The organism is Ferrimonas sediminum (assembly GCF_900100175.1).
GTDB lineage: Bacteria > Pseudomonadota > Gammaproteobacteria > Enterobacterales > Shewanellaceae > Ferrimonas > Ferrimonas sediminum.
The window spans coordinates 105,103-120,689 of sequence record NZ_FNEM01000010.1 but is presented as its reverse complement, the minus strand read 5'-3'; the positions used below and the strand labels follow the sequence as shown (position 1 = coordinate 120,689).

Here is a 15,587-nt window from a genome sequence, read left to right as displayed (position 1 = left end):
TGGTGTTTTAAAGCCATCTGCTGATGGTCGATTAGTTATAAAATTGAGTAATTAGACGTAGAAAATGGCTGAAAAAAGAAACATTTTCCTGATTGGCCCTATGGGTGCCGGTAAAAGCACCATTGGCCGCCATCTGGCTCAAATGCTGCATTTGGACTTTTACGATTCCGATCACGAGATCGAAGCTCGCAGCGGGGCGGACATCGCCTGGGTCTTTGATGTCGAGGGTGAAGAGGGCTTCCGCCAGCGCGAAGCCAAGGTGATCGAAGAACTGACCGAGAAGCAGGGCATTGTCCTGGCGACCGGCGGTGGCTCCGTGAACAGCAAAGAGATCCGCAACCGCCTGTCCGCTCGCGGCATCGTGGTGTACCTGGAAACCACCATCGACAAACAGGTGGCACGCACCCAGCGGGACAAGCGTCGTCCGCTGCTGCAGGTGGACGATCCGCGTGAAGTGCTGGAAAACCTCGCAGAAGAGCGTAACCCGCTGTACACCGAAGTGGCTGACGTGGTCGTCCGTACCGACGATCAGAGCGCCAAAGTGGTGGCCAGCCAGATCGTAGAACGCCTCGGCTTCTGATCCCAACAAGAAGAGTGACCATGGAACGGATTCAGGTAGACCTGGGGCAGCGCAGCTACCCCATCATGATTGCCGAATCGGTGCTGAAGCAGCCTGATCTGTTCCAGCCCTATGTTGCCGGCCGCCGTTTACTGGTGGTCAGCAACGACGTGGTTGCTCCGCTCTACCTGTCGACCCTGACCTCGACCCTGGAACAGGCGGGGGCGAAGGTGGAGTCGCTGGTGCTGCCCGATGGTGAGCAGCACAAGAATCTCGACAACCTGAATGCCATCTTCACCCGTCTGCTGGAGGCCAACTTTGGCCGTGATGCGGTACTGGTTGCTTTAGGTGGCGGCGTCATCGGAGACATGGTCGGCTTTGCCGCCGCCTGTTATCAGCGTGGCGTCTCCTTCATTCAGGTGCCTACCACCCTGCTGTCGCAGGTGGATTCCTCGGTCGGCGGCAAAACCGCCATCAATCATCCGTTGGCGAAAAACATGATCGGGGCGTTTCATCAGCCTCAGGCGGTGTTTATCGATACCCTGTGCCTGGCGACGTTGCCAGCGCGGGAGTTTGCCGCCGGCATGGCCGAAGTCATCAAGTACGGCATCATCTGGGACCGGGCGTTTTTCGACTGGCTGGCAGAGCACGCCAGTGCCCTGCAGCAACTCGACAGCCAGCTGATTGCCCGTGCCATCGGCCGCTGTTGTGAAATCAAAGCCGAAGTGGTGGCCGAGGATGAGACCGAACGTGGCGTTCGTGCCTTGCTGAATCTGGGCCACACCTTTGGTCATGCCATCGAGGCAGACCAGGGTTATGGCGTGTGGCTGCATGGCGAAGCCGTGGCCGCGGGCACCGTGATGGCCGCCAGACTGGCCCATCGTCGCCAACAGATGACCGACGACGAGCTGGCTCGGGTAATCGCCATCCATGGCGCCTACAACCTGCCAGTGACGCCGCCTCAGGAGATGGATTTGCAACGCTTCCTGGTGCCGATGCAACGGGATAAGAAAGTGGTCGCCGGATCGCTGCGTTTCGTGTTGCCTGTGCACCTCGGTCAGGCCGAACTGGTTGCCGACGTGTCGCACCAGGAGCTGGCTGACATCGTCAATGCCAATGGCTGAATCGACGCTGCCCTTCTCTTTGCTGCCCAGCCAGCATGTCCTGCTGGAACGGCTGAAATACCTGATTGAATACGGTGACCATGCGATTCTGCTGCATGGTCGTCCGGGTGTGGGAAAATCCGTGGTATCGCGGGCGCTGCTGGATAAAGCCGAGGGCTTTAATCAGGGCCTGATTCAGTGCCAGCCACAGCCGGATCCAGCCCAGCTGCGGGTGGATATCCTGCAGCAGCTGTTTACCAATCCGCTGTTTGATCCCCATGAACCGCTGGTGGACAGCTTTGAACGTATTCTGGCGGACAGCCAGCAACGGTTGTTCGTGGTGATCGACGACGCCCACCACCTGCCTCAGGTGATCCTGGCCGAGCTGCTGGCGATTCTGCTGGGTCAGGAGCAGCGCCACTGGCGCATGACCCTGGTGTTGGTATCGCAGCCGGCCTTGGTGGAGCACCTATTGGCGGAGCTGCCGTCGGAGTGCCAACAGCACCTGTTGCCGGTGACCATTGAGCCTCTGTCTCTGGCCGAGCAGAAGCAGCTGTACCACCAACTCACCGGCGACCGCCCCTTAGCCCGCTTTATCAGCCAGATGAGCATCGATGCCCAGCTGCAGCAATCCGACGGCAGCGCCGGGGCGGTGGTGGCCCTGGCCGAGGGGCTGTCCACCGGCAAGGCGATTCCGGTCAGTGCCTTGCGCCATCGGAACTGGATCATGGCCATCGCCACGGTCATTGTACTGTTGATGCTGTGGGTGTGGGTCTCGCCGACGCCGCCAGCGGAGGTCGAGGTGCATCAGGGCGGGCGTTCCGCCAGCGTTAAGCTGGTGGAGGTGGCTCCAGGCCTGAGAACGAACCTCAGCACCGAAACGGCAGAGCAAGGCCGCCCTGCCGGTCCGGCCCCGGCCGAAGCGGCTAATGAGGTCGCCGAATCGCAGCAGCTGGGGCTGGCGGGGGACTGGCAGGCCATCAACCAACCGGCTGCGCCCCTGCCCCAACGCAAGCAGAAACAGATTGCGGCGGCGGATCCTCTGCTGGAATCGGCCCGGGTTGGTCTGCAGGAGCTGGAGCAGGAGCTGTCCCGGCCCAAGCCGAAGGCGGAACCCAAACCTAAGCCGGTGGTGAAACCCAAGGCCAAACCGGTGTTGCCGCTGCCACAGCAGCCACTGATGGATCGCCCGGCCAGCGGCTATACCCTGCAGCTGGCGGTGTACTCCTACGCGCAACTGGCGCAGCGTTACCTTCGCCGTCTGCCTTCGACCGACGGGCTGGCGGTATACAAAAAACGTCGTGATCCTCAACCTTGGTTTGTGGTGGTCTATGGCGGTTATGTCGATAAAGCGGCGGCTCAGGCAGCCGTGGCAACCCTGCCACAATCGATTCAGGACAGTAAACCCTACGTGAAACCGGTACGGGATGTGCAGCAGGAGTTGCTTGAGCAACTCGATTTAGCTGCGTTTTTATCTGAGTGACGGTAGAATCACGTCTTTTCCACGGTGATTGGCGAGCGAATGAACATTAAGACGCGGGCATTTTTGAAATGGGCAGGCGGGAAGTATTCCCTCGTCGAAGAGATTGCCCGTCGCCTGCCAGACACCGACAGGCTGGTGGAGCCTTTCGTGGGCGCCGGCTCGGTGTTTCTGAACACCGATTACTCCAGTTACCTGCTGAGTGATATCAACCCGGATTTGATTAATCTGTATCAGACGCTTCAGACCAATTCGGATCATTACATTCAGGAAGCCCGTAAGCTGTTTGTGGCCGAGATGAACCACAAACCGGCTTACTACGACATGCGCACCCGCTTCAATGCCACCAATGACACCTTCGAACGGGCGGTGATGTTCCTGTACCTGAACCGTCATGGCTACAACGGCCTGTGTCGTTACAATAAGAAGGGCGGCTTCAATGTGCCCTTTGGCTCCTATAAACGTCCCTACTTCCCCCAGAAAGAGCTGGAGTTCTTCGCCGAAAAAGCGCAGAAAGCCACCTTCATCTGTGCCGACTACCACACCACCTTTGCCCAGGTGAAGGCCGGTGATGCGGTGTACTGCGATCCGCCGTATCTGCCGTTGTCCAACACCGCCAGTTTTACCAGCTACGCCAGTGGCGGCTTCAATCTGGATGCCCAGCAAGCCCTGGCCCAGTGTGCCTATGACGCCGCCGCCAAAGGGGCGACGGTTCTGATCAGCAATCACGACACCGAGCAGGCCAGAGAGATCTACTGCGATGCGGATCGGCATGAGTTTCTGATGGTGAAACGCACCATCAGCCAGAAAGGGGCCGGCCGAAAGAAGGTTAACGAGATTTTTGCCGGATACGGTCAGATCTGAGCGGCTGCGTCGCTCAGTCCAGCACCACAGACACCACGGCCATCAGGCCAAGTACAAACAGCACCACCAACACCACGGCGGTGATCATGTAGGGAAGAGGCGAGGGTTGACTGAAGTCGTGTTGCCGGTTGGCTTCGCTCTGAATCCCCAACAGGGCGGCGAGCACACTGGCCACCACCCGCAGCGGATTCATCGCTGTTCCATCGGCGAATTGGTGTTGTCGGTGTCTTTGTGAGTAGTGCGGTACAGCAGTTCCAGCAGATCCACATAGTGAAACTGATTCGAGCCGCTGCTGCCGGCAAGCCAGGTGCGCCACTTCAGTGATTCGATGCTGGTATGGGCACACTGGTTGTCACAGTGATGCAGATTCCACAGTACGGCTGCGCCCGTAGGCAGGGACAGGGTCAAAACCAGTAGCCAAATTTTCCGTTTTTTCAGCATGGTTGCTCGATCCTGGAACAAGAAAGGTTACACAGTATAACAACCTGGCCACAAATTGAACACCTTTAATCGGCCCGGTCGGTGACGGCGTCCGCCCCCGACCGGTTCAATCGCTGAATCAGTAGCTGAAGGTGACGCCAACGACGTAGGTTTCGTCCAACTCCTCGTGGTAGGCGGCACCGGCATACAGATCGATGTTGGGGTGAACCAGATAGCCGACGGTGGCCATCAGATCGTAGAAGCCGTCGCCCTTGTCCGGTTCGGCGTAGCCGCCATGGAGGCTGACGTAGAGCGGTTCGGTGATGTTGATGTCGTAGTTAACCTCACCGTACCAGGACTCCAGAGTCTGGTCGTAGTGCAGGGCGGTGCCGATGCCGTACAGATCCAGCCCGACGTGCCATTCGGTGGTGTGGCCACCGACATCGGCGTAGTAGTAGCGGATAGCACCGACATCGACGCTGACGTCGTCGTTGATGGCAAAGCTGTAGCCGCCGTACCAATCGACTTCGATCTCATCGTCGCCCCCCAGGTCATAGCTGGAGGCCCATACCCCGGCATAGAGGCCGCTGTCGTGGGCATAATCCACGCCGCCTTGATAGGCCACATCCTCATCGGACAGGGACACACCACGGAAGATGTAGTTACTCACCAGACTGGCGTTTACGCTGATTTCGTGTCCGCCATCCAATTCGACGGCACACACACTGGCTGAGGCCATTACCAGAGCGGCAATGGCAGAGGTTTTGAACAGAGTTGTCATCATCCTGACCCTTACTTATCAACAGGCATCATTGCCATAAAAGCTTGAAAAATGAGTCGGACCTGGGGGGTAAATACGAACTTAGTCACTTTTTATTAACAATGCAAGGGCTTTTTGCCCCTTGGGTCGAACCGGTATTGGGGCTAAAATGACCGCCAATAGAGTGACTTCAACCCCCGAGGAAAGCTGATGAGCAAGTTTCTGATCGCTCCGTCCATTTTGTCTGCCGATTTTGCCCGCCTGGGTGAAGAGGTTGAGAAGGTGCTGGCGGATGGCGCCGATGTGGTGCACTTCGATGTGATGGACAACCATTACGTCCCCAACCTGACCATTGGCCCCATGGTGTGCCAGGCCCTGCGTGACTACGGTATCCAGGCCCCTATCGACGTGCACCTGATGGTGAAGCCGGTGGATCGCATCATTCCCGATTTCGCCAAGGCTGGCGCGTCGATCATCACTTTCCACCCGGAAGCGTCTGAGCATGTCGATCGTACCCTGCAGTTGATCAAGAGCCTCGGCTGTCAGGCCGGCCTGGTATTCAATCCGGCGACGCCGTTGCACTACCTCGATTACGTCATGGACAAGGTGGATGTGATCCTGCTGATGAGCGTGAACCCGGGCTTTGGCGGCCAGTCGTTCATTCCGGCGACCCTGGACAAGATTCGCGAAGTGCGTCGGCGTATCGATGCCAGCGGGCGCGACATTCGCCTGGAGATCGATGGCGGCGTCAAGGTCGACAATATCGGTGAGATTGCGGCGGCCGGTGCCGACATGTTTGTGGCCGGTTCCGCCATCTTTGCCAAAGACGACTACAAGGCCGAAATCGACAAGATGCGTGCCGAGCTGGCTAAGGTCGCCGGCTAATGACTGAATTTTCTGCCATCAAGGGGATTGGCTTCGATCTGGATGGCACCCTGGCGGACAGTGTGCCGGATCTGGCGGTGGCCTGTGATGCGGCCTTAAAACAGTTTAATCTTGAGGGCTGCACCGAGGCTCAGGTACGTCACTGGGTCGGCAACGGTGCCCGGGTGCTGGTACAGCGGGCGCTGCAGTCGGTGATGGCATCGCCATCGGAGGCGTTGATCACCGAGGTGCTGGCGGCGTTTGAGTGCCATTATCAGGCCACCAACAACCGCGGCAGCCGTCTCTACCCCGGCGTGGCCGACACCCTGGCGGTGCTGGCCCGTCGTGGCTACAAGATGGCGGTAATCACCAACAAACCGATGCAGTTTGTGCCTGAGCTGCTGGAGTCGCTGGGTATCGCCCATTACTTCAGTCAGTGCCTGGGGGGAGACTCCCTGGCTGAGAAAAAGCCGTCGCCACAGCCGTTGCAGCACGTGATGGGACAGTGGCAACTGCCGGCCTCGGCGTTCCTGATGGTAGGAGACAGCCGCAACGACATTCTGGCCGCCGAAGCGGCCGGGGTGGTCAGCGTCGGCCTCAGTTACGGTTACAATTACGGCGAGGACATTCGCCTGAGCCAGCCGACGCTGGCTCTGGATCATTTTGAAACTCTGCTGGCGCACCTGCCAGCGCGAACAGAAGAGAGCACAAGGGTATGACTAAACCTGTCGTTTTGAGCGGCGCCCAGCCGTCCGGCGAACTGACCATCGGCAACTACATGGGGGCGCTGCGTCAGTGGGTCAAACTGCAGGAGAGCCATGATTGCCTGTTCTGTATTGTTGATCAGCACGCCATCACCGTGCGCCAGGATCCCGAGGCGCTGCGCAAGGCCTGCCTGGACACCCTGGCCCTGTACCTGGCAGTGGGGATTGATCCCAAAAAGAGCACAGTGTTCGTGCAGTCCCATGTGCCTGAGCACGCGCAGCTGGCCTGGGTGCTGAACTGCTACACCCAGATGGGTGAGCTGAACCGCATGACCCAGTTCAAAGACAAATCCCAGAAGCACGCCAGCAACATCAACGTTGGCCTGTTCAGCTACCCGGCGCTGATGGCGGCAGACATCCTGTTGTACCAGGCCGATGAGATCCCGGTAGGCAGTGATCAGAAGCAGCACCTGGAGCTGACCCGTGACATCGCGGCCCGGTTCAACAACGTCCATGGCGACATCTTCACCATCCCTGAGCCGTTCATTCCGCCGGTGGGCGCCCGAGTGATGAGTCTGCAGGACCCCACCAAGAAGATGTCCAAGTCCGACGACAACAACAATAACGTCATCGGCTTGCTGGAAGACCCGAAGAAGGTGACCAAGAAGATCAAGCGGGCCGTGACCGACTCCGACGAGCCGCCAGTGGTGCGTTTCGATATCGACAACAAGCCCGGCGTCTCCAACTTGCTGAGCATCCTGTCCGGTGCCAGCGGTAAGAGCTTTGAGGAGCTGGAGGCGGAGTTTGAAGGCAAGATGTATGGCCACCTGAAGGGGGCCACGGCCGAAGCGGTGGTGGCCATGTTGGAGCCACTGCAGGAGCGTTACAACGCCATTCGTGGTGACCAGGCCTACCTGGAGCAGGTGATGCGCGACGGTGCCGCTGCGGCTCGCGAGCGTGCTGCCAAGACCCTGAAACAGGTGTATCAGGCCATCGGCTTCCCGGTGCTGTAAGCGTCAGATACAAAAAAGCCGGGCATGGGCCCGGCTTTTTTTATGTCTGAGTTCAGAGAAACTCGAACACCTTGACCACCTTGCGGACTCCGGAAGTATTGCGGGCAATCTCCACCGCCTTCTCTGCTTCCTCGCGGGTCACCAGGCCCAGCAGAAACACCTCGGCGTTTTCGGTGATCACCTTCACTCGGGTGCTGTCGAACTCTTCGGCGGTCAGCATGCGGCTTTTCACCTTGGTGGTGATCCAGCTGTCGTTGCTGATGGTGCTGAAGCCCACCGGGTTGCCGATGCGTACCTGGTTGTGCACCACTCGCACCTCCCGCAAGGGACGCACCAGTTCCACGGCCTTGCTGCGCAGCATCTCGTTCGGTGCCTGCCCCACCAGCAGAATCGCCTGATTCATGCTGACGGCCGTAATGTGAGTCTGGTTTTTTACACCGTCGTCGGCGTTCAGGGCGTTGTTGACCTTCACCTCCAGGGTCTGGTCATCAAACTGGCTGCCCACGCTGCGGCGATCGTTGAGCATCATCGCTCCGCCGACGGTGCCGACCACCACCGCGCCAGCACAGCCATTTAGGATCAGGACGATGAGCGCCATTACCCCCCAGCGCATATCAATCTTCCTGTTGCGGGAACAGGGTGCGATCGATGGAGTCGCACAGACAGTGAATCGCCAGCAGGTGCACCTCCTGAATGCGGGCGGTGCGGTTGCTTGGTACTCGAATCTCCACATCCCGGTCGGACAGCAGGCCGGCCATGGCGCCGCCGTCTTTGCCGGTGAGGGCGATGATGGTCATGTCACGATTGACCGCGGCTTCCATCGCTTTGATGACGTTGTCGGAGTTGCCACTGGTGGAGATCGCCAGCAGGATGTCGCCGGGCTGCCCCAGGGCGCGGACCTGCTTGGAGAACACCTCGGAGTAGCTGTAGTCGTTGGCGATGGAGGTCAGGGTTGACGAGTCGGTGGTCAGGGCGATGGCCGGCAGGCTCGGACGCTCGGTCTCAAACCGGTTCAGCAGCTCGGAAGAGAAGTGCTGCGCATCGCCGGCACTGCCGCCGTTACCGCAGGTCAGGATTTTGTTGCCATTGAGCAGGCATTGCACCATGGCGCCCGCGGCTTTTTCCAGTGACTCCGGCAGCGCCTCCAGGGCGTCAATTTTGGTCTGGATGCTTTCGGTGAAACTCTCTTTAATCCGCTCTAGCATGGATAAACCTCTTAAAATGCATTTTGAATCCAGTCGATGCGATCGCCCACCACGGTAACCACATCGAAGCGGCAGGGACGGTCATTCCAGTCCCGCTGCTGTAAAAATAGGGCTGCGGTCTGGCGCAGTCGTCGTTGTTTGGTCTGGGTGACGGCGGCAATCGCGCCGCCAAAGCCCGGAGTTTGGCGGTATTTTACCTCAATAAACACCAATTCGTTACGCTGTTGCATCACTAAATCCAACTCACCCAACCGGCAGTGGAAGTTGTGGGCCACCGGCGTCAGTCCACGCTGCTGCAACCAGGTTTGCACCTGCTGCTCAACGATTTGACCTTTTTCCCGGCTCATTGTTCAGCGCGTAACTTGCCGCGGCGGTATTGAGCCCAGCCCAATTGACGGCTTAGGACGCCCTTGTCGGTGACCGCCAACTGCCCCGACAGGCCTTGTACTCGGTAACCGGAGAACACCCGCATCTGTGCCAGGCGGTCAATCAGGGCCCAGCTGTCGTGGCCCATGGCGAACAGGCGCAGCTGGCTGTCGCTGCGATCCGGCCACAGAGTATGGATCCGTTGGCGGTTGTCGGTGTTGCCCAGCAGCCAGGGCATGTCACTGACGTACAGGCCATCGAGTTCGCCCCGGGCCTGACGACTGTCGCTGCGGGCATTGGCGCGGCTGCTGGTGTACAGCTGCGGCGGCTCGGCGAACACCGCGATGTTGACGTCGATAAACGGTTTAAGCAGCCGCACCTCGTTGACGTCGGCCACCACGAAGATGGCGTCGATGTCGCGTCGGGAGCGGAAGTCGGCAATGGTCTTGTTGCCAAAGGCCTGTTTCACGTCGGCGATCTGGGCCAGGCTGGCATCCACCAGCAGGGCGCTTCGAACCGCCGCCTGCATGGTGTCGGTACGGTCAAAATAGTGCACCTCCACCGGCTTGTCGGTGAGGGTCTGCCAGGTGGCATCGAACTCCCGCGCCATGCGACGGCCCACCGACGAGGCGGGAGCCAGCACCAGTGGCATGGTGCGGCCGTCCTGGTACAGGCGCTCGGCCACGTGCATCGCTTCCTCTTCCGGCGACAGGGCGAAGAAGAAGTGGTTGTCTTCGTTATTGAACTCAATGCCCGGCTGGTTGAGCATCAGCATCGGCAGTTGCGGATCGGCGATGGCCATCACCTTGTCGACATTGGCTTTGAGCAGTGGACCGATGATGAACTCGGCGCCGTCGGTGACCGCCTGCTGATAGGCGTCGGCCGCATCCAGCTTGCCGGTGTCGTAGAAGCGCACCTGACGGCCGGTTTCCTGCTCCAGTGCCCGGGCCAGAATGCCGTCCTGAATCGACTTGGCCTGGGCGGCCACTCGGCCGCTCAGCGGCAGCAGCACCGCCACGGTTTGGGGCCGGTAGGGTTGCACCGTCAGGGCCAGTTGCAGATCCGCCGGCAGATTGCGGGCCGCCGGGTGCTGCGGGTTGTCCCGCTGCCAGCGGGCCAGTTCGCCCACCAGGGTCGAGGGTTGAATGGCGAAATGCTTGGCCAGCCACGCCAGCTCCAGCCAGCCGCGCCACAGCGGATCCTGAGACTCGCCGATGGCGGTTCTCAGCTGGGCTTCATCGGCCTGGCCCAGGCTTTGCCACAAGCTGTCCAGGCTTTGCTGGCGTTCATCCTTTGGCTGGTAGCGGGACAGGGTATAAAACGACGCCGCGGCGGGCAGCGGCGCTGCCGAGGCCTGGTACAGCTCGCCTTTCAAACGGTAGTAGTGTTGCCACTGGGCGTTGCTCAGGGGCCAGTTCAGGGGCCAGTCCAGCAGTGCCAGAGCTTCGGCACGCTTCTGAGCTGCCATCGCCTGTTCACTGAGCAGCAGCCGGTATTCCGCCTGCAGTTGCGGTGCCTGGCTCAGGCGCGATTCCAGCCCGGCCAGGATCTGGGCGGCGTCGGCCAGATCCCCCTGTTCGGTGTAGGCGCGGGCGGCCAGCAGCAGCCAGCGCTGCTGTTGGTCGCCCTCAGCTTGGCTGGCTTGTTGCAGGTAATGCTGCGGCGTGTCGGTCACCACCCCCAGCTCGACCTGAGTCTTTGGCGCCGACGTCGGGGCAGTTGGGCCCGAGGCGCAGGAGGCCAGCAGCATGGTCAAAGCCAACAGACCGGCGGTTTTTGCCAGTTTTGAGGAGAAGTTTTTCAACACCGGAACCCACTCTGATAAAATCACAGCCAATAGTGTAACCCTCTGTCGATGCTAAACCAATCAACAGTCACCAAGAGTTTACCCATGGAATCCAAGCCAACGCTCTACATCGTGCCAACCCCCATTGGCAATCTGGACGACATTACCCAGCGCGCGCTGACGGTGTTGGCTCAGGTGGATCTGATCGCCTGTGAAGATACCCGTCACAGCGGTAAGTTGCTGAGTCATTTTGGTATTAAAACCAAAACCTTGTCGGTTCATGACCACAACGAGCGTCAACGGGCGCAGTGGTTGATCAGCAAACTGGACAGCGGCGAGTCCATCGCCCTGGTGTCGGATGCGGGCACGCCGCTGATCTCCGATCCGGGTTATCACCTGGTGTCTCAGGTGCGTGCCGCCGGTCACCCTGTGGTGCCGCTGCCGGGTCCCTGTGCCGCCACCACCGCCCTGTGCGCGGCGGGGCTGCCATCTGACCGCTTCAGTTTTGAAGGCTTTCTGCCGGCCAAGAGCAAGGGGCGTCAGGATAAGCTGCAGGCGCTGCTGCAGGAGCCTCGCACCATGATTTTCTACGAGTCGCCCCGACGGGTGTTGGACACCCTGGCTGATGTGGTGACGGTGATGGGGCCGGATCGGGACGTGGTGCTGGCGCGGGAGATCACCAAGACTTTTGAGACCATCGAGGGGCGTCCGGCGGCGCAGCTGCTGGCGTGGTTGCAGGAAGACGACAACCGCACCCGTGGCGAGATGGTGCTGATGATCGCCGGGTTCCGCATGCAGGACGACACCCTGCCGGCGGAGACGGTTAAAGCCCTGAAACTGCTGGCGCAGGAGTTGCCGCTGAAGAAGGCCGCCGCCATCACCGCCGAACTGTTCGGTCAGAAAAAGAACGCTCTGTACAAGTATGGCTTGGAGCAGGGCTGGTAGCGGGGTATACTCCCGCCTCGGAGTTGGCTAGGCAATCGCTGCCTCGTCGTTGTGTTCCCCCTTCGGGAGGGGCAGACGGGCGAGGGGGAGGAAAGTCCGGGCTCCACAGGGCAGGGTGCCAGGTAACACCTGGGAGGCGTGAGCCTACGACCAGTGCAGCAGAGAGCAGACCGCCGATGGCTCCTTCGGGAGCACAGGTAAGGGTGAAAGGGTGCGGTAAGAGCGCACCGCGCGGCTGGCAACAGTTCGCGGCACGGTAAACTCCACCCGGAGCAAGACCAAATAGGGGTTCATTGGTGCGGCCCGCACTGAACCCGGGTAGGTTGCTTGAGCCCAGGAGCGATCCTGGGCCTAGAGGAATGATTGTCCACGACAAGACCCGGCTTATCGGCCAACTCCAACCTACAATAGAAAACCCGCATCACCATCAGGTGATGCGGGTTTTTGTTTTATTTGGAAGTACGCTGAGGTGGCCGCAGGCGACAGTGGCGGTGCCGGCGAGTGCGTCCACTCCGCTAACACAAGAGCGGCGGCTTATCGGCCAACGCCAACCTACAACTGAGAACCCGCTGATTCGACAGAGTCAGCGGGTTTTTGTTTATTTGGGATGTACTCTGGCGGCCGCAGGCGACTGCGGTGGTGCCGGCGAGTGCGTCCATTCCGCTAACACAAGAGCGGCGGCTTATCGGCCAACGCCAACCTACAACTGAAAACCCGCATCACCGTCAGGTGATGCGGGTTTTTGTTTTTCTGGAAATATGCTCAGGTGGCCGCAGGCGACAGCGGCGCGGACGACTCAGGCCGCCAAAAAAGAAAACGCCCCACCAACTCCGTGGCAGGGCAAAAGTAGGACGAACACAACCATTCAAGGTAGTCACAGTGTCAGTGACAGTTTCAATTTAACGCGGCATGACTAAATATTCAACAAAAGAAGATAAATATTTAACCTTTTTTCAACCAGCCAACAGGTTGCGGGTGACAATGGACGCCCGTGACTGCTCTTTGCTAGGGATTGAGGTTTTCCTCGAATAACTTAAAAATGCGTCGATATTCATCCAGCCAGCTGGAAGGCTGGCGGAATCCGTGCGGCTCCACCGGGTAGATGGCGGTCTCAAACGTCGGTTTTTCCAGCTCAATCAGGCGCTGTACCAGTCGCACGCTGTCCTGAAAGAACACGTTGTCGTCCAGCACCCCGGTCATGATCAGCAGAGGTTTTTCCAGCCCCTGGGCAAACTCGATGGGAGAGCTGCGTTCGTAGGCGATGGGATCGATCTGCGGGGTATTGAGGATATTGGAGCTGTAGCCGTAGTTGTAGTGGGCCCAGTCGGTGACCGGCCGCAGGGCGGCCCCGGCCTGAAACGCCTGTGGCTCGGTGAACAGGGCCATAAAGGTCAGAAAGCCGCCGTAGGAGCCGCCATAGGTGCCGACGCGTTGGTCATCCACCTGCAGCGACTGGGCCATCCAGTTGATGCCGTCGAGCATGTCTTGCACTTCACTGTGGCCCATGTTGCGGTAGATGGCGGTGCGCCAGTCGCGGCCATAGCCCTTGGAGCCGCGGTAGTCGATGTCCATCACCACGTAGCCCTGCTGCGCCAGCAGGTTGTGGAACATGAACTCGCGGAAGTAGCCGGACCAGCCATAGTGGGCGTTCTGCAGGTAGCCGGCGCCGTGATTGAAGATCACCGCCGGATAGCGGCCTTGCTGTTTCTTGCTGTCGTTCTGAGGCCGGTAGATGCGGGCGTACACCGGCTTGTCCTGATGGCTGGAGGGGATGGCGACGATCTCCGGCGTTTGCCAGGCGTAATCGAGAAACGCGTCGCTGGTGGTGTGGGTCAGCTGGCGGGCCTGGCCGCCAATGGGCTGAATGAACAGCTCCGGGGGACGGGTGCGGCCGGAGGCGCTTAGCAGCAGCTGGTTTTCGTCCGGGCTGAGGCGGTAGTCCAGCCCCCCCTTCAGATCGGTCAACTGCTGAATCTCACCGCTGTCGGTGGCCACGCTGAACACCTCGTACTGGCCCGGGTGGTTGGCGTTGGCCTTAAACAGGAAGCGGCTGCCATCCCGGCTCTGGGTCAGGCTGGAGACCACATACTGCCCCCGGGTCAGGGCGCGGGCCTCGCCGTCCAGCGGCTTCAGATACAGCTGCGAGTAGCCGGACTCCTCAGACAGGTAGTACAGTGATTCGCCGTCCCGGCTCCAGCCAAACTCATTGTGGGTGTAGTTGACCCAGGCATCGTCATGAAGCCGGTGCTGACTGGTCAGGGTGCCCCGCTGCAGATCGACCGTAGCCAGCCAGCGATCCTTGTTGTCGGCGCCGGCCTCCAGCATCACCGCCAGCTTGCTGCCGTCCGGTGACCATTGAATGGCGCTCTGCTCCCAGCCCCAGTCCTGCATCAATCGCAGGGTGCGCAACGCGTTTTTGGATTGGTACCTCTCGCCATTTCGGGCGGCATTTTCCCGCTTCACCTCGGCCAGAACGTCGGCGTCGAAACCGGACAGCCCTTCCCAGCTGACGTCGGTATGCTCGCCGGTCTGGGTATCCAGAATCACCAGCCGCTGCGAGGCCACTTCGGCTTCGGCGACTCGAGCGCGGGCTTTGACCGCCTCGACGTAGCCGCGTTTATCCAGGTAGTTGGGCATGATGTCGTGGTCTTTGCGCCAGCTGCCGTCCTTGTCGGTGACCACCGCCAGCAGGTAGCGCCCCTGAGGAGACGGGCTTAGAGTCACCAGCTTTTCGCTGCCGTTGAGGTAGAAGGGCCGGGGTGCCAGGGTTGGGTCGGCCTGTTGGCGCTGCTGCTGACGCTGGGCCTTGTCGGCGGCGTCGCGGTATTGTTTGTCGACGTAGCGGATCAGCCGCTTCTGTTGTTGGGCCAGGTAGCTGTCCGGTACCTTGGCGGCGTCCGGCTTCTGGCCGAACACCAGCTCGGCGTGCAGCCGGGTCAGGCCGGAGGCGGGGTCGATGCGATACAGCTTGTTGCCGCGGCGAATCAGCAGTTGATTGTCCAGGGTAAAGCTGAAGTCGTTCACGGCACTGCTGTCCCGGGTTAGCTGGCGCGGGGCAGTGCCGGGCAGATCCATCACCATCAGGTTGCCTTCATACAACCAGGCGGCCAGTCGGCCGTCCTGGCTTTGGCGCTTGTGTTCGGCCCGGTGCCACTGCGGGTAGGGCAGCGCCTCGGTGTGGCCTTGAGTGTCCATCAAAAAGGGCACACTCAGCTCGGAATCAGTCTGTTTCTGCCAATAGTAGATGCCACTGCCGTCCAGAGCCCAGCCGGGATCCTGGGGGGCGTTGCCCATCCAGTCTGGATTGGCCATGATCCGCTTCAGGGTCAGGGGTTGGTCGATGGTCAGTGGGGCCAGTGCCGGCAGGGGGACGGCGGTGGCGGGCGCGGAATCGCTGAAGGTGGGGGTGACCGAGGCGCAGGCCGTCACCAGGCTGAGTGTGCAACCCAGTCCAATCCATTTTTTCATTGTTGTGTTTCCTTCATGGGTGATAAGTGTGGGTTATATCACACCTTGAA

The 15,587-nt window shown here is 60.1% G+C and carries 16 protein-coding genes and 1 other RNA gene; 9 read left to right on the top strand and 8 right to left on the bottom strand.

The genetic code is table 11. From position 1 onward, the window contains the following. The first annotated feature begins 64 nt into the window (after positions 1–64). From aroK to BLT77_RS12615, 4 genes are read left to right on the top strand one after another with little or no spacing between them, the layout of a single operon-like run. Positions 65–580, top strand: coding sequence for a shikimate kinase AroK (aroK, locus tag BLT77_RS12630; protein WP_090365751.1), 516 nt, complete (start codon positions 65–67; stop codon positions 578–580). 20 nt (positions 581–600) lie between these two features. After that, entirely contained in the window at positions 601–1,683 is a 1,083-nt protein-coding gene (gene aroB / locus BLT77_RS12625) for a 3-dehydroquinate synthase (RefSeq protein ID WP_090365748.1), read from the top strand. Continuing rightward, complete coding sequence (locus tag BLT77_RS12620; protein WP_176819302.1) at positions 1,676–3,145, top strand: AAA family ATPase; 1,470 nt, start codon at positions 1,676–1,678, stop codon at positions 3,143–3,145. Before aroB ends, BLT77_RS12620 begins: the two co-directional genes overlap by 8 nt. A gap of 39 nt (positions 3,146–3,184) precedes the next feature. After that, the gene (locus BLT77_RS12615) at positions 3,185–4,006 is read left to right on the top strand and encodes a Dam family site-specific DNA-(adenine-N6)-methyltransferase (protein ID WP_090365742.1); all 822 of its coding nucleotides are present in this window, start codon (positions 3,185–3,187) and stop codon (positions 4,004–4,006) included. Positions 4,007–4,019: 13 nt separating this feature from the next. Here BLT77_RS12615 and BLT77_RS12610 read toward each other — a convergent pair whose 3' ends face one another. The 3 genes from BLT77_RS12610 to BLT77_RS12600 all read right to left on the bottom strand — a co-directional run bounded on the left by BLT77_RS12610 (position 4,020) and on the right by BLT77_RS12600 (position 5,210). Beyond that, positions 4,020–4,199 carry a DUF2970 domain-containing protein gene (locus BLT77_RS12610; RefSeq protein ID WP_090365740.1) on the bottom strand — a complete coding sequence of 60 codons (180 nt, stop codon included), beginning with the start codon at positions 4,197–4,199 and terminating at the stop codon, positions 4,020–4,022. Then, positions 4,196–4,447, bottom strand: coding sequence for a hypothetical protein (locus BLT77_RS12605; RefSeq protein WP_090365738.1), 252 nt, complete (start codon positions 4,445–4,447; stop codon positions 4,196–4,198). Before BLT77_RS12605 ends, BLT77_RS12610 begins: the two co-directional genes overlap by 4 nt. Before the next feature lie 118 nt (positions 4,448–4,565). After that, on the bottom strand, positions 4,566–5,210 hold the full coding sequence (locus BLT77_RS12600; protein ID WP_090365734.1) for a TorF family putative porin: 645 nt from the start codon (positions 5,208–5,210) through the stop codon (positions 4,566–4,568). Between the two features lie 186 nt (positions 5,211–5,396). Between BLT77_RS12600 and rpe the strand changes: the two genes are divergently transcribed. The 3 genes from rpe to trpS are packed head-to-tail and all read left to right on the top strand — an operon-like array spanning position 5,397 to position 7,767. Next, the gene (gene rpe, locus BLT77_RS12595; protein WP_090365732.1) at positions 5,397–6,071 is read left to right on the top strand and encodes a ribulose-phosphate 3-epimerase; all 675 of its coding nucleotides are present in this window, start codon (positions 5,397–5,399) and stop codon (positions 6,069–6,071) included. Beyond that, positions 6,071–6,769, top strand: a complete 699-nt coding sequence (locus BLT77_RS12590; RefSeq protein ID WP_090365729.1) for a phosphoglycolate phosphatase — start codon at positions 6,071–6,073, stop codon at positions 6,767–6,769. The genes rpe and BLT77_RS12590 overlap by 1 nt, the downstream gene beginning before the upstream one ends. Continuing rightward, positions 6,766–7,767 (top strand): tryptophan--tRNA ligase, encoded by a 1,002-nt coding sequence (gene trpS, locus BLT77_RS12585; protein WP_090365726.1) that lies wholly within the window; start codon positions 6,766–6,768, stop codon positions 7,765–7,767. The genes BLT77_RS12590 and trpS overlap by 4 nt, the downstream gene beginning before the upstream one ends. Positions 7,768–7,819: 52 nt before the next feature. Here trpS and dolP read toward each other — a convergent pair whose 3' ends face one another. From dolP to BLT77_RS12565, 4 genes are read right to left on the bottom strand one after another with little or no spacing between them, the layout of a single operon-like run. After that, complete coding sequence (dolP, locus tag BLT77_RS12580; RefSeq protein ID WP_090365724.1) at positions 7,820–8,380, bottom strand: division/outer membrane stress-associated lipid-binding lipoprotein; 561 nt, start codon at positions 8,378–8,380, stop codon at positions 7,820–7,822. Position 8,381: 1 nt separating this feature from the next. Continuing rightward, positions 8,382–8,972 (bottom strand): phosphoheptose isomerase, encoded by a 591-nt coding sequence (locus BLT77_RS12575; RefSeq protein ID WP_028112808.1) that lies wholly within the window; start codon positions 8,970–8,972, stop codon positions 8,382–8,384. An 11-nt stretch (positions 8,973–8,983) separates the two neighbouring features. After that, positions 8,984–9,319 (bottom strand): YraN family protein, encoded by a 336-nt coding sequence (locus BLT77_RS12570; protein ID WP_090365721.1) that lies wholly within the window; start codon positions 9,317–9,319, stop codon positions 8,984–8,986. Then, complete coding sequence (locus tag BLT77_RS12565) at positions 9,316–11,169, bottom strand: penicillin-binding protein activator (RefSeq protein ID WP_245709940.1); 1,854 nt, start codon at positions 11,167–11,169, stop codon at positions 9,316–9,318. The genes BLT77_RS12570 and BLT77_RS12565 overlap by 4 nt, the downstream gene beginning before the upstream one ends. 60 nt (positions 11,170–11,229) lie before the next feature. Here BLT77_RS12565 and rsmI point away from each other — a divergent pair, with 60 nt between their 5' ends. Next, positions 11,230–12,069: a 16S rRNA (cytidine(1402)-2'-O)-methyltransferase gene (gene rsmI, locus BLT77_RS12560; RefSeq protein ID WP_090365715.1), complete on the top strand. Its 840-nt coding sequence runs from the start codon at positions 11,230–11,232 to the stop codon at positions 12,067–12,069. Positions 12,070–12,088: 19 nt separating this feature from the next. Continuing rightward, an RNA gene (gene rnpB / locus BLT77_RS12555) (RNase P RNA component class A) lies at positions 12,089–12,472 on the top strand. A gap of 602 nt (positions 12,473–13,074) precedes the next feature. Here the strand turns inward: rnpB and BLT77_RS12550 are convergent. Then, positions 13,075–15,537, bottom strand: a complete 2,463-nt coding sequence (locus BLT77_RS12550; protein ID WP_090365712.1) for a S9 family peptidase — start codon at positions 15,535–15,537, stop codon at positions 13,075–13,077. Positions 15,538–15,587 lie beyond the last annotated feature (50 nt).